The organism is Testudinibacter sp. P80/BLE/0925, from assembly GCF_053570785.1.
The window spans coordinates 840,037-854,496 of record NZ_CM131636.1 but is presented as its reverse complement, the minus strand read 5'-3'; the positions used below and the strand labels follow the sequence as shown (position 1 = coordinate 854,496).

Here is a 14,460-nt window from a genome sequence, read left to right as displayed (position 1 = left end):
TAATTATCTTAGGTAATAGTATGTATATATTTTTTTTAAAATATCTTTGTAATTCTCAATTTTAAATTCTTCTTTTTTTATATTGTATCGCTTTATTTCCCTAGTAAAAAATGGATCTATATTTTTATAAAAAGCAAAGCAATCTACAGCCCTATAAAAAAAAATAATATTTTTCACTTTCATTAAAATCTTCAAAAAATAATTATATAAAGAGTTATTTTTTAGATGTATTCGCTCAATTGTTCTTAGCATACTAAAAACACTAAATAGGTCTATAGGTATTTCTATAGCTATCCTAAAGGCTTCGAATGAAAAAAAGTAATATTTATCTTTATCAAATTCAACTCCTTTATCAAAATTATGAAAGGCATGATATAAAACTGCACGACTTATATCTTCTATGGTTTGATCATAATTATATAACCTATGAGGTCGCAAGGCTAAATCCTGAGAATAATTTTTAGTGAATTTCAATAAAAAGTTAAATGCTATATCACTCCCCTTTGAGCAAGCAATATTAGCCGCTGAAATTAATTCATCAAGATCACCATTGGATTTCAAAATATAATCTTCCAATAGAGGTATGATTTCATAAGGAAATTCATTTTCATCTAATTCTATCATCTCCCATTCAGATAATTTTTCCATACCATTTCTTGAGATATATAGAGATGATATTAAATTACTCATAAGCACCCCTTGATTTATTTATATACTCACTAGGCACTTTTGGAGTTATTAAAACCTCATTATCTCTTATTACATTATTTAAATCCCGTCTTGCACGAATAAATTCATATCTAGTATTTTTTGTTGGATTTCTAGAGTACGAATCAAATTTTATTGAGGATTTATTTTTCAAGTAAGAAACAACATCTTGATTTTCTATTATATCAACTCCCTTTAACTTACCTGATGAAATATCATTCTTTAGATTATCTAGCGCAACTGAAATTGTATTATACCCATATTTCTTCCCATTATTATTACCTGAAAAAGAAATATATTGGCTTTGTTCTTTCATTGGGCTAGCTCCCCTAACATGCTGTGTTATGGTTACATTTCCATCAACATTTGCTGATAATAAGTCCCCAGAGGCATTAATATATGCTTTTGTTTTCCCCTTAGCATTAATATTAGAATAAAAATTATCATCTGAACGATAAATAACTTTTCCATTAACGGCTACAGATTCAGTATGATAACCCTCAGTAATACCAATGATAGGTAATTTAGAGTTTGAAGTCTCCGAGCTTCCGATATTATTTACTCCACGCCCAATTACAACTCCACTTTCCCAAGCGTTACTCCAGTGTTCAATATCTTTTAACTTGTTATCTAATCCAGCTCCGTCATAACCTAAATCTCTTAAACTCTTTTCATCAAAGATCCGATAAATATCACTATCACCACCGCCTGCATAATGACCAACAACCTCTGATACATCGTTCTTATATAAGCGACTTTCAGCTCCAACTTCTCTACCTGAAACTAATGCGCCTTCCGCCATTTTTGGCAAAATAGTTGAAATAATATCGGTATAATCATTTCGACTTATTATTTCGTTTTCTGCCAATTGCTTAATGATTTCAAGCCCCTCAGAAGTCGCTTGACTGTTCAATACTTCGATTTGTTGGCGACAACTGTCAGTTATACAAGCGAGATACGCCTCTGTAAAATCTTCTGTAGATTTTACACCGTTTTCTTTCAACAATTCGACTAGAGCTTTATCCTTTTCAGATCTCAGATAGCTTTCACCCTGACGATTTAAAAGCGCATTATTCTCCACAGCACTTTCCGCTGTCGCCTGCCCAATCGCGGCATTAGCAAGCGTATCAGCGAGGTTCGTCGTGCCGTTTGTCGCGTTGCTCGCCATCCCTGCCGCCAATGCCCCTGTCAGGCTGCTGAGGGCGGTGATGTTCTGTTTCTCGCGCTCGTTCAGGTCGCTCGCCTTTTTGCCGTAGAGGGTTTGTGCCAACAGCTCTGCCGCCGCTTCCCCCGCTATCCCTGCCGCTGCACCACCCAACGCACTGCCGCCATTTACTTGCGCTTCGACCGCACTTAGGATGCCGTGCAAGAGCAGGTTCGCCGCTTTATCGACGTTGCCTTCTTTATCTGTTGTCGACGCTTTGATAAGTTTGTTCGCTTCCGGTGAAAGTGCGGTTGCCAATAGCTGTGTTGAGCTGCCGTTGGCGAGTGCGAGGCTGATAACTTTGCTGGCGGTATCTAAGGCGCGGCTGTAGTCACCGCCCGTTCCCCATGCCTCCGCTTGGCTTTTGGCTGCGTCGTAATCGGCTTTGGCTTGTTCATATTGCGCTGGATTGCCGCGTTTTGCCGCTTGTTCGAGCTTGGCTTGAGCTTCTGCCTGTTCGGCTTGGGCGGCAGTGTGTTGCTGTTTGCTGAAGCTCGCTACCCCTGCGCTGATGTCCGCAACCGCACTTTGCATGGCTTTTTGTGTGGCAAGTGTTGTGTTGATGTCTTTTGGTTTTTCGGTTTGCGCGTTGCCTGTTGTGCTGTCGCTGTTAATCCCCAACGCTGCCGCCGTGGTTTGGGTTGGTTGGCTGTCTTTGTCGAGGATAATGGTGCCTTCGCTCAAGGTCGCTTTGGTGACGCTGCTATCCTTGCTGCGGCTGTACATCGGCAAGCCGCCCGTCGGGCTGACGTCCGTCACTCGCTCCGGCTCGCCTTTGTCGTTTTTGATTACCTTGCCGTTTTCGTCCTTGTTCAAGTCCGAACTCGCGCTCACCCCAATGCTCGCACTCACCGCCTTGCTCTCACTACGGTTTTCAATGTCGTTGAAGGTCAGTTTGTTGGTAACAAGGCGGTTTTTGTCGGTTTGCTTGCCCGTGATGGCGCCGCCGTTCAAGTGAACATTATTCGCCTCCACATCATAGTGCTCTTCGGCAAACAGACCGCTTTGACGATTGACCTGTTGACGATTGGCACTGCCTTGTTGTGCGCTTGCGTTGGCACTCGCCTCCCAAGCCGTACCGAACGACACCTGCACCCGTCCGCCGACACTGCTGCCGCTGCTTCGCTGCTGCTCCCCGTCTTGTAAACTGTTAATCGTCAGGTCGCCGCCAATCCGGGTTTGAATCTGTTTGGCGTGCACCTCCGCCCCGTTCAACGTCGTATCGCCTTGGCTTTTGACGATAACCTTATCCGCATCCACAACACTATTATGATGATAAATGCCTTCACCCTGCTGACTGCTGCGGTTATAACCGGCTTCAACATAAGCGTAGACCCCCGTTTGTCCGCCGACGGAATAACCCACGCCCACTTGCGCGCCGCTGCTGCGTTGGCTGCTTTGTTGGCGATAACCCTCCACGCCCGCATTCAGTAAAATCTTGCCTGCCGCGTCAAACTCAACCGTACCGCCCGACGTGCGCTTGCCCTCACTGTCTCGGGTGGTGAGAGTGGTGTAGGTCGCATCAATATTGCCGCTGCGTGCCGTCAAACTTACACCCTCTGCCCCATTGAGATGGTTGCCGACCGCACTTTCGCTATAACGGGCGCTGTCGCTTTTCGCTTGGCTAAAGCCAACGCCGACTTCGCCTTTTATCAGATAACCTTTGTCCGATAAGCCCTGGTAGGTGCCGTAGCCTTTGGCTGCCAGTGCCGCGGTTTGCAACGCGTTTAAACGATCGTTGGATTTGTCGCTGCGCACCAGGGCTTCGGTCTGTTGTACCAAGTCAATCAACGGCGAGCTGACTTTGGCAAATGCGCCGATTTTGCTGTCACGGCTCGATTCGCGCTGTTGCTGCACATTAGTCGCTTGGCTGAACGTGAGGCTGTCGCCGACAATATCAACCCGTCCGTTATTCGCTATCACATCACTTGCCGTCTGGCGGTAATCATCTCCGGCATTCAAATTGACACGGCCTTGCAAGCTGCCCAAGGTGGTTCCCTTGTTCGCCAGTTCGTTTGATTCTGTACTTTCGCTGTTGCGATAAAAACCGGCGAAGCGTTCGGTGTCGGAGATAACCGCTTTTCCTATCCCTTTGCCGCTGCGGTTTGAAGCCTGTTGTTGCCATTCGTCAGTCGTGGTCAGTATCAGGTCACGCCCTGCGGTCGCGTCAATATCGGCTACGGCAACAACATCACTGCCGATAAACCGGATATCGCCTTTTTCGGTTGCCAGTGTCAACGTGCCGCCGCTGGAAAGATGGCTCACCTGTGCTTGTTTAATATCGCCGCTGTCTTGTTGTTGATTGCGGTAGTCAATCACACCCAGCATGGTTGCGCCGTCATAACCGCCGCCGCGCTGCTGTTTCTCGCCCCGTTGGCGCAAAATATCCTGTGCGACATCAAAAATAAGATTGTCTGTCGCGCTGAACGCCATATCACCGTCAGCGCTGAAGTTCGCCCCTTCGCTGAAAATACTGCCTTTGTCCGCTGTCACCGTTAGCTTGCCGCCGGCATTGAGTTCACTGACAACGGCACGTTGTTGGCTGCCTTGCTGTTGTTGCGATTGGCGTTGTGAGGTGGAAAAGTCCGTCACCGGCTTCATTAACCGCAGGGTGGTTTCCGCAACCGCTATGCCGTGCGCCGTTGCCGTGCCAACCACGCTTTTACCGTTTCCGCCTTGCGGTGATTGTTCCCCCATACTGTCTTGGTAAGTCTGCTTGGCGACTTCAAGCGGATTGTACATCACCTGCACACCGATACCGCGCATTTTGCTTTCTTGTTGCAAAGACCGCTCGCTGTTTTCCGTCATCGCCGTGAAATTAACCTCGCTGCCCCGCACCGTCATATCGCCGCCCGACACTAATGCGGAGGCGGCAATATCGACTTTTTCACCGCCTTTTATCAATAGGTTGCCTTGTGTGGCTTGAACCAAACTGGCATTCAACGCCGTCGATTGCCCCGTGCTATCCGTTGAAGACCGCGCTTTTTGATACCCCACCGTCGCCACACCGTTTTTCAGCGAAGCGCTAAAGCCGGATTTTTTATTTTTCTCCTCATAATGAGAGTTATACCGATTTTCTGATGCGTCAATCTGAATGTTATCTTTAGCCAAGATAGTAATATCGTTTTCAGCCGTCAGATTGCTGCCGACAATATGCAGGTTACCTGCTCGAAGATTGATCTCTTTTCCTTGTAATTGTGAACCACTTTGCTCGGTATGTGTTTGTTGTGAATGCGTTGTTTTGCTACCTTTACTAAACGTGCTGCGATATTTAGTGTGGTGATATTCCTCAAAGTCCAAATTAGATTCACGGGTACCGATCATCAGATCATTATTTGCAACCACATTCAGTTTGTCTTGCGCTGATAAGTGTGCACCTTCACTGGTCAGATTCTTCGCTTGTAGTTGTACTACACCACCGCCACTAACGCGGCTGTTCACCGCCTCCGTTACTGCCTCTCTGCGGCGATCGTCACTATTTCCACCCAACGCTTCGTGATAACCAACCTCAACCGTATCCAAAAGCAGATTATTTTTCACATCAAGCAGTGTCATACCCTCTCCTTGATTGGTGATATCCGCTCCGCTCACATGCAAATTATCAGCAGAAAGTGTTAATTTGCCGTCAGGATCACGCACATAGAAAGTAGCTTTACGATCCAGCACCGTATCACGGCGCTCAAATCCCGACTGCCGTACACCGCGAGTCCGTACGGTGGATTGATGCTGGATATCGCCATCCGCCTTAATCTGTAAAACCTTGTCCGCATCAATTTGCCCGCCTATATTACTTAGCGTTGATGCATCAAGTGCGGTCAGGCGGGAGCTTATCCGTCCGCCCAGATTTTTAATATTTTCCTGATTGAGGCTGACCAACTCTCTGCCGGCTATCGTGCCGCTATTAACAAGTTCGGCACCGTTGGTCATAACGCGATTACCGCTCAACAATGCACCTCGTCCGTCAACATCCCCTTTTCGCGCCAGCACATACACTTTGGGCACTAATACGGATACGGTTTCACCAGAATCCAATTGTACTTGTTGAGTTTCCAGCCAGACTATATCAGAAGTCAATTGTACAACTTGCGCCTCGCTCAAACTGACACCCAATGCTAAATTAAACTTATTCGCAAACGTAATGCCGCTGTCCATTAACGCTTTATACTGGCTTTCATTATCTTTATAGCCGCTTAAATAACGATATCCGGTTAATTGGTTGATTTGTTCATTAATCAGCTTTTGTTCATAGAACCCATCCCCCAAGCGTTTATGCGCGCGATTCGGATCGTGACGCAACGTATTGAGCATATAATCGGAGCTGAGCCATTGCTTATACTGCGCAAAAGCCGGGTCGGTTTCCACTAAGATATGGCTTTGTGTGTTTGGATTGACTTTATATAACGCCGAAGTCGGCAGGTGAGTGTCTATCTCAATAAAACGAACATGATCGTTTAAGGTTTTAACTACGGATTGCTTTTCCTCTCCCATGGTAAAGGGGGTAAATACCGATAAATTCGGCTGTAGAGTGCTATCCGAAGAGAAAATATCTACCGCTTTGTCCAAAACCACCTGTTTTTGCTCTACTTTGGTGAGATAAATCGGAATGGTTGTTGCTTCGGTTTTTAACAAGCCATTGGAGATTGGAATAGGATCCCGTTTATATTTAGTCCTACCGCTACCTGTTTTACCATTTTTGATTTCGCGACTATAGATTTTGCTGCCGTAATCTTCGGTAACACGAGTTCCCTCTTCATTTTTATTTTCAATCTTATCTGTCAAGCCCCGCATGATACCACCGGCGAGCACGTGGCTTTTATCATTTAAAAATGTGCTACCGCTGAATAACATATTGCCACCGGAAAGTATTTTCCCCGGCAGGCTGGAGACCACCACATCTTCTTTGATAATTTGTTTATCAACCTTGATATCATAGTAGTCTTTATATTCCTTTCTTTTTTCAGCAACATATTTTTGATTATGTTGTTCTATCTCACTGGACAACCACTCAAAAGCCGCTTTATTTTTTTCAACCCATTGTAAATAATAAGGCTTAATCTCATGGTCAAATTTTTCTTTATTACTCAAATAAACACTATAATCAATATCATACTGTAATTTTTTCTGCTCATACTCGGCTAATAACCGCTTGTAACGACGCTCTGATCTCCTTTTAACCGGCTTCACCGGTTCAATAGGGGCAACCGGCGCTTTAGCATTAACGAGATGGCGAGTAAGCGTATCATCTGCTTCAGTCGTGATATTAAAATAGCCCCACGCCGGATCGGTCGGGAAATAATAGGAATGAGGCTCAAAATCACACTGATTTGCTATCGATTGGCACTGATTGACCTGTGGCAAGATAAAGGATTGCACATCACCGTTTTCCGGTTTTATCACCGTATCTTGCTGACGCCAAATTAATTGGCTTTTTCCCCTCACCCCTGATGTCATCTGCAAAAGATTATAAGCAATTCTCAAATCTTTTTCGGCATAATCTCTAGGGACAATATAGTGCCAGTTGCGCACTTGTTCTCCGACAGTTTGCATTTCCGTTCTATAAAAAGCATTGGTATTTTCAATGTGATGAATCGCTAATCCCATTGCGCCGTTACTTTCAATCACCGCACTTTGATTATAAAGATGATCGGTTTTACCGGTAGCATGATTTTGCTCATCTAATGTTTGACCGAATAACAACTCGCCCTCACTGTAGATCATGGCACTGCCGTTCATATTTGGCACATAAGTGTCATTTTGGTTATAAATCGTTCCAACCCCGAGATCTAAGCGTTTTCTAGCGGCAATGACAGCACCGGCGTGTTTGCCATTCACGACCTCATCGTGGTTTTTTAACTGTTCGGCTTGCAACGCAATGCTGTCACCATAAATCCGCCCGGTACCCACGTTGTCAATAAGATCGGCTTTAAGCAACGTCAATGAGGAACCATCATCGCGCAAACTGTTAATCAACCCGCGATTAATAATCTGCTTACCCGCGATGAGCTCCACATCGCCGGCACTCATTTGCCCAGTAGCCCGGTTTTCGATCTGCTGCGCATGCAATCCTAACTGATGACCAGCCTGCATCACACTGTTATTGACCACATGACCCGCCGTTTTAAAATTAAAACTGCCTTTAGCATATATCGCCGTATCAGCCGTAAAGTCTTCTTTTAAGCTAATATTAAGATCACCACGGCTCTTTATATCTCCATCACCACTCAGCTGTGTCGCCTCAATCTCCAATAAATTAACCGCGTGAATCTTACCGGCACGATTATTAATCGACACCTCATTTCCCTGTAAAGAAGCGGTATTTAAGGAGGATAAAATACCCTCTTGGTTATTGAGATAACCCGCCGCCGTCATTGATAAATGATCGATCGCATAAATTCCGCCTTTTTGATTTTCTGCATTGTTGAGTTGAAGCTCAATTGTCCCTGCGATAATACCCTGTGTAATTTTTCCATCTTCTGTTGAAGACTCTGTTACTGTACCTTGATTTAACAGAGTATCGAGTTGCAAGGTTAATTTTTGTGTAGCCTGTATCAACGAACCGGTTTGTGATTGATGACGATTATCTAGCACTCGTCCAATAATATGCAAATCTTCACCCGCATCCAGAAACCCTTGTTGATTATTGAGTGCATCAATATTCAATACGCTATCACTGCCACTTAATAATGTCCCTTCTTGATTATCTAATATCGGTACCGTCACCGATAATTGCCGTCTGGCACTGATTTCACCTTGCCGATTATCAATCTTTGTCCGAATCTCGAGATTAGTATTACTTTGTTTGGAACCTATATTACCGCCGACATTATCAATAGCCTCGCTGGTTATCCATAGATGCTGTTCACTGACAATATTCCCTTGCCGATTATTGAGCGGCTTAAGGCTGGAGATGTCGCTATCTTGACCTGCAAACAGTGTTCCTTGCAGATTATTAAGAGCGGTAGTCTCTATCTTCATATTCCCGGCTGTGGATATTTTTCCTTTGATATTATTTAACTGCCCGCCGAGTGATAATTGAAAATCGGCTACGCTGCGCTGAATCCAACTGCCTTCACTGTTATTGATTTTGTCTGCACCGACAATAAAATAGTCGGCATTTAAGTTTGCGTTCTGGGTTACAAGTGCGGTCGGGGTGCGGAATTCAGCACTGGTTTCACTGCGGATGATACTGTTGTCCGCAGTAATCGCACCACTGCGCGCTTCGACCTGTAGGCGGTTGGCGCTGGTTTGGCTATTATTTAAATCAATCTGTTCGGCTTGTACGCTAATCTGCCCCGACGCCAGATTCTGCCCCTGCGCCACCGCACGTTGCTCGGCGGTTAAGGTCAGGTTTTTACCACTTTCGCTTGCCGCATTCAGGGTTTTGCGTTCACCGTTTTCGGTTTGTTCAAAGCGCACGCCGGCGGCAAGCACGGCGGATTTTCCAGCTTCAATCTGGTTGGCTTGGTAGGTGATATCACTTTCGGCGAAGGTTTCGCCCTGCTGGGCTATCTTGCCTTTTGCCTGCAACCGCACTTTGCCCTTGCTTTGTGAATCGCCTTTGGCAATCACGCTGCCGCGTTGGTCGATACCTTGGGTTTGGCTTTGCAGCTGCACATCACCTTGTTGCGTATAAACCGTGCCGCGGTTTTCTATTTGATGTTTTGCACTCAGCTTGACGTCTTGCTGTGCGCCGACAAAGCCGCTATTGACAATCTGCCCCTGCGAATCAATCCGCACATGGCCTTGGGTCGCGCCGATATGCCCGGCATTGCGCACGCCCAAGCCCTCTTCGGTGCCGACCAAGTGGATTTTGCCGGCATACATCCCGCCCAATTCCGATACGTCCACCGCATAGCGCACGGTTTGTGCCGGCTGTTCCGTGTCGTTTTGTTTGCTTTTATGAATGACTTGCACCGATTGATTGTCCGCCGAGACCTTGTTTATGCCGGTGGTGACTTTCAGTTCTTTCGCCCAAATGCCCGCATTGATTTCGGTTTCTCGCGCAATAATATCGGTGTAATCGGAACGGCTGGTGTCCATGCCGCGCCCGGAAACGGTGACTTTGCCTTGCTCGACTTGATAGCCTTTCACCATCCCGTTTTCCAGTTCCACCTTGCCGGTGGTCAAGGCGGTGCGGCCGGCGTTAATCGTGCCGCAGCCTTCGCAATGAATGCCGGACGGGTTGGCGATAATCACCTCGGCACGCTTGCCGGCGACTTCGACATAACCTTTCAGTTGGCTCGGGTTGTTGGAATTGACTTCATTCAGAATCACCTTGGCTTCGCTGCGTGCCAGATAGGGATTGCCCTGCACCCACCCGCCTTGTTCGGTTTGCACTTCGGTGCGGCTGTTGTTCAGAATCGCGCCTTGGGTATCGACATCGAACTGTTGGTATTTATTATGCGACAAGCCTTTGTCATTCGGGGTTTGGATATTCACCTGCGGCAAACCGTTCGCCGTTTGCAATATAATCGCCTGCTGGTTTTTCGGTGCGCTTTGGTCGGCGCGAATTTGCAGTTCATTGGCGGAGACATTGCTCACCAACAAAAAGCCCAACACGGTAAATAAACTGAGATTGACCGCACTTAGCCGCCAGCCTTGGGTTAAAAAAGTAAAACGGCCCGCCTCCTCCGCAACCATCTGTCCGCCCTCGCCTTTGGCTTTGCCCTCGCGGGTGGCTATTTCAGACACCACAACCACACGTTGTTGGCTTTTGCTGAAAATCAGGCGGTAAAGATGCTTGTTCATAGGGTGTTCCTTTTACGTTTACTGTTTTCTTCTTTTACTACTGTTTTCTTCTTTTACTACTTTTACTACTTTCTTCTTTTTTACTCTGGCGACTTGGATTAAAACTGATAACTCAGACTAAATCCGGTGGTTACATGGCCGGTACGGAAACCTTGCGGCTTATGAATAGGCGTACCGATAAAATACGCATAATCCAAGCCCCACAGATTGCCGCGCAAACCGACCGCGCCGCCAACCAGATGACGACCGAGAAGCTTGGCCGTACTGCGCCCGCGTACCACGCCTTTATCGATGGCAAGGTACAGTTCATGTCCGCTTGCCATCACATTCCACGCCAATTCATTGCGCCATAACCAGCCGCGGTCACCGCTTAAGGTCAATTCGCCGTCAAAACCGCGCACCGTGTAACGCCCGCCGATACTCAAGCGCTCTTGCGGAACAAGCGGGGTTTTGTTCCATTGCCCTCGCCAACCGGTACTCAATTGCCACGGCTGTTCGCCCAGTTTGAACGGTTGCTTGAAGCTGATTTCGGCACTGATGATTTTCGGGCGCGACGTGCCTTCGCCATGCGCCTCTTCCGGCGCCGCCAGCGAACGGTTGGCGCCGGTGCCGCGTTTATAGTCGAAGGAGAAATCTAAGGTGGCACTGCCGAGATATTCACGGTGATTCAGCCCGATTTGCCAACCTGCCATGCGCCGACGTTGCACATCGATTTCCGACCGGTCCACAAAGTTCGCGGTGCGGCGATGCCAGACACCAACTGTCGCCGTCGTTTTGCGGCTGCCGTCACGATATAACGTCCGGGAAAGGTTGGCATTCAAATGGGTGCTTTTGCCGGCATATTCATAATCGGTGAACGGGCCAAACACCGTTTGGTGGTAATCATATTGTGACCCGGACACGCTCAACAGCCAATTTTTCCACGGCACGCCGTAATACAGGCTGGTATTGTTGCTGCCGCGCGCACCGTCATCATCGCTGCCGCGTTTGAAACTGTGTGTAAAAGAAGCGTAAAACAGATCGTTCAACGACAACATGTTTTCAATCGACACCGTTGCCGTGCCCTGCAACCGCCCGGTCGCTTTACTGCCGCTATCGTCCAACGATAAAGACAAGCGATAAGGAAAGCGCTGTTGAAAATCAATCTGCAAATCACTTTCGCCCGGCTGCGCGCCATTGCCTTGCGCCGGGATGATTTGGATATCGGCATCGGCGTGCGGCGGGCGTTTCAGGTTTTCCAAGCCCTGTTCGATAGCGCGGATATTCAATAACGCCCCGCTTTTCGTCGGCAACGCAAACCACACCGTGGCCAACGTGGCTTTCGGATAATCGCTGTTATCCCGTAATTGAATTTGCCTTACTTTGCCGGGAATCACGGTTAAAATCAGCTTCCCGCTGCGTAAATCCTGCGGCTGCACCAACACCCGCGTGGTGACAAAACCCTTTTCGATAATCGCGTTTTGAATCCGATTAATCAGAATGCCGATGCCTTCACCGCCGATACAATGCGGCAGGGAAAAATCCCGTGCTTGATACACCGCATCCAACGCCCAATCGAATTGGCTTCTCGGCGGTCGTACACCTTTTAAAGCGTATGCAGTCATGTCAGTTTGGGTAAGTTCGAGGTCAGTCAGGTAAAGTTCAGAAATGGTCAGGCATTGGGCTTCGGGAATTAACAGGGGGCGTTCTTGAGTGGTTTCGATATCGCTTTGAAACCGCACTTCCGGATGATTGATTTGTTGCCGTTGAATTGAAAGGGTTTGTTCCTGCTGGCGTTGTTGCTGCTGAGCATCAAACGTCAGATCATCTGTGCTAGGTGCGGTGGGGGTTGCTGCATTTACTGTAGCCAGTATGTTAGTTATTGATAAAATTAGATTAAATCCAATAAAAGATAACTTAGAAGAGAATGACATGATATTCCTAACCAGGCAATAAAAAAATCTTATGGAGTATAACGTTATTTGATGTATTTTCCTAGATGTAAAACTCAGTAAATACTCATCCCAGGGCTTCCTGACAATTTGTTTATGAGGGGATTTTTGTTCCTGAAAATGTAAATGCAAGGCAAAAAACGCAGTAAGATTGGACATCTTTCGAGGCTTTTTAACGCAGCAGATGCGTTTTCAGGGGCGAAAAGTAACCGTAAATCGAATTGTCAGGAAGCCCTAGCGTCGCTACTTCTCGGTCTACGAATAAGACAACGATCCACTCTTGCCTTCTGGTAAACACAATATGGCAAAAAATCCGATGTCTGTCGGCAAAAGTGCGGTTTGGCGGGGTTTGGGTTTCGCACAGCCCGTCGATTTTTTTCGGGCAGCGGCGTTGGAACGGACGCTAGCGCAAGTGATCGAAGCAAAAATGGCGTTGATAACTGATCGCCAAATCGCGCACCGCTAACGCTGTTTCCACTTGTTCGCTTAAAAGTGCGGTCGGCTGTTGATGTTTAACTGCATTTGGCGTATTCGTCCGAACGCAAAATTGGTATATCTAAGGCACTATCGTCTAAGCTAAAAGAGATCCGGATCGGCTTAGGTTGCTTTGCCAATAATTGCAACAATAATGCCGACCATTTCGGCTGCTGAAACGGTGCGCCGATACGCAATAATTCACGCCCCATACCGCCGTCGAGTAGTGTAAATGTCATATGAACCTCACTGTTGTTTTGCAAAGCAAAACAGAGAACGGCATTTAAAATAGCAAGGGGGCGCCTCTTTCTTTTTCAACCTGAAACGGTTATAGTTTGCGCGTTTTTTCTCCATTATTTTGTCACAATACAAGGATTTTTTATGGCATTTGCCTCTCTTTTTACACTGTTAGATGATATTACTGCGGTATTGGATGACGTCGCGCTAATGACCAAAGTTGCCGCCAAGAAAACCGCCGGCGTGGTCGGGGATGACTTGGCATTAAACGCCAATCAGGTTGCCGGCGTCAAAGCCGAACGCGAATTACCGGTGGTGTGGGCGGTGGCGAAAGGCTCGTTTTGGAATAAAGTGATTTTAGTGCCGTTAGCACTGCTGATTTCCTCCTTTTTCCCGGTCGCCATTCCCTATTTATTGATGATTGGCGGTGCTTATCTCTGTTTTGAAGGCGTGGAGAAAATTTTTCATAAATTGCTGCATAAACATGACGAGAATGAAAGTGCGGTCAGCGGCGAGATGACCCCGGAGCAAGAGCAAGAAAAAATCAAAGGCGCAATCCGCACCGATTTTATTCTGTCGGCGGAAATCGTCACCATCGCCCTCGGCATGGTCAGTGATTACAATCTGCTGACCCAAGCGTTAGTGCTGTCCACTATCGCACTCGGCATGACGGTGTTGGTGTACGGTTTGGTCGGCGGGATTGTCAAACTGGACGACCTCGGCTTTTGGCTAATGCGCAAACCCAGTGCGGTCAGCCAAGCCATCGGGCGTGGGATCATTGCCGTAATGCCGCACTTTATGCGCCTGTTAAGCGTGGTCGGCACATTAGCGATGTTCTTGGTCGGCGGCGGCATTATCGCCCACAACTTCGGCTTGATCCACCACTGGCTGGAACAAATGCACTGGCTCGACGGCTGGCAATTCAACCTTGCCGCCTTGCTGATCGGCGTTGCCTGCGGCGCATTGGTGCTGGCGGTGGTGGCGACCTTCACTTCGTTGTTTGGCAAAAAGCCCGCGACGCATTAACTTATTTCGTGCAACAAGGCAAAGTGCGGTTAGTCATCTGTGATCTGACCGCACTTTTGCTTTCAACAAGCATAAGAAAAATATGCCTATAATTTAGTGCCTTAATTCGAGGCTCAATACGGAGAATTTCCT

Annotated in this window: 5 protein-coding genes and 1 pseudogene; 2 read left to right on the top strand and 4 right to left on the bottom strand. The window is 47.1% G+C overall.

Annotated features, from left to right (window positions below):
* Positions 1-3 precede the first annotated feature (3 nt).
* The 3 genes from ACWA5Z_RS04090 to ACWA5Z_RS04080 all read right to left on the bottom strand — a co-directional run bounded on the left by ACWA5Z_RS04090 (position 4) and on the right by ACWA5Z_RS04080 (position 12,573).
* Complete coding sequence (locus ACWA5Z_RS04090; RefSeq protein WP_431054044.1) at positions 4-690, bottom strand: hypothetical protein; 687 nt, start codon at positions 688-690, stop codon at positions 4-6.
* Complete coding sequence (locus ACWA5Z_RS04085; protein ID WP_431054043.1) at positions 683-10,660, bottom strand: two-partner secretion domain-containing protein; 9,978 nt, start codon at positions 10,658-10,660, stop codon at positions 683-685. The genes ACWA5Z_RS04090 and ACWA5Z_RS04085 overlap by 8 nt, the downstream gene beginning before the upstream one ends.
* 98 nt (positions 10,661-10,758) lie before the next feature.
* Positions 10,759-12,573 carry a ShlB/FhaC/HecB family hemolysin secretion/activation protein gene (locus tag ACWA5Z_RS04080; RefSeq protein ID WP_431054042.1) on the bottom strand — a complete coding sequence of 605 codons (1,815 nt, stop codon included), beginning with the start codon at positions 12,571-12,573 and terminating at the stop codon, positions 10,759-10,761.
* A gap of 319 nt (positions 12,574-12,892) precedes the next feature.
* Here ACWA5Z_RS04080 and ACWA5Z_RS04075 point away from each other — a divergent pair, with 319 nt between their 5' ends.
* Positions 12,893-13,057, top strand: a complete 165-nt coding sequence (locus ACWA5Z_RS04075) for a hypothetical protein (protein ID WP_431054041.1) — start codon at positions 12,893-12,895, stop codon at positions 13,055-13,057.
* A 154-nt stretch (positions 13,058-13,211) separates the two neighbouring features.
* Here the strand turns inward: ACWA5Z_RS04075 and ACWA5Z_RS04070 are convergent.
* A pseudogene (locus tag ACWA5Z_RS04070) lies at positions 13,212-13,304 on the bottom strand (homocysteine S-methyltransferase family protein); the annotation flags it as partial.
* 142 nt (positions 13,305-13,446) lie between these two features.
* On the opposite strand from ACWA5Z_RS04070, the gene ACWA5Z_RS04065 reads away from it, so the two are divergent.
* Positions 13,447-14,328 (top strand): DUF808 domain-containing protein, encoded by an 882-nt coding sequence (locus tag ACWA5Z_RS04065; protein ID WP_431054040.1) that lies wholly within the window; start codon positions 13,447-13,449, stop codon positions 14,326-14,328.
* Positions 14,329-14,460 lie beyond the last annotated feature (132 nt).

Excerpts from the sequence above, each read along its gene's own strand:
- ACWA5Z_RS04075 (WP_431054041.1), top strand. The coding sequence starts at position 12,893 with ATGGCAAAAAATCCGATGTCTGTCGGCAAAAGTGCGGTTTGGCGGGGT.
- ACWA5Z_RS04080 (WP_431054042.1), bottom strand. The coding sequence starts at position 12,573 with ATGTCATTCTCTTCTAAGTTATCTTTTATTGGATTTAATCTAATTTTA.
- ACWA5Z_RS04090 (WP_431054044.1), bottom strand. The coding sequence starts at position 690 with ATGAGTAATTTAATATCATCTCTATATATCTCAAGAAATGGTATGGAA.
- ACWA5Z_RS04085 (WP_431054043.1), bottom strand. The coding sequence starts at position 10,660 with ATGAACAAGCATCTTTACCGCCTGATTTTCAGCAAAAGCCAACAACGT.
- ACWA5Z_RS04065 (WP_431054040.1), top strand. The coding sequence starts at position 13,447 with ATGGCATTTGCCTCTCTTTTTACACTGTTAGATGATATTACTGCGGTA.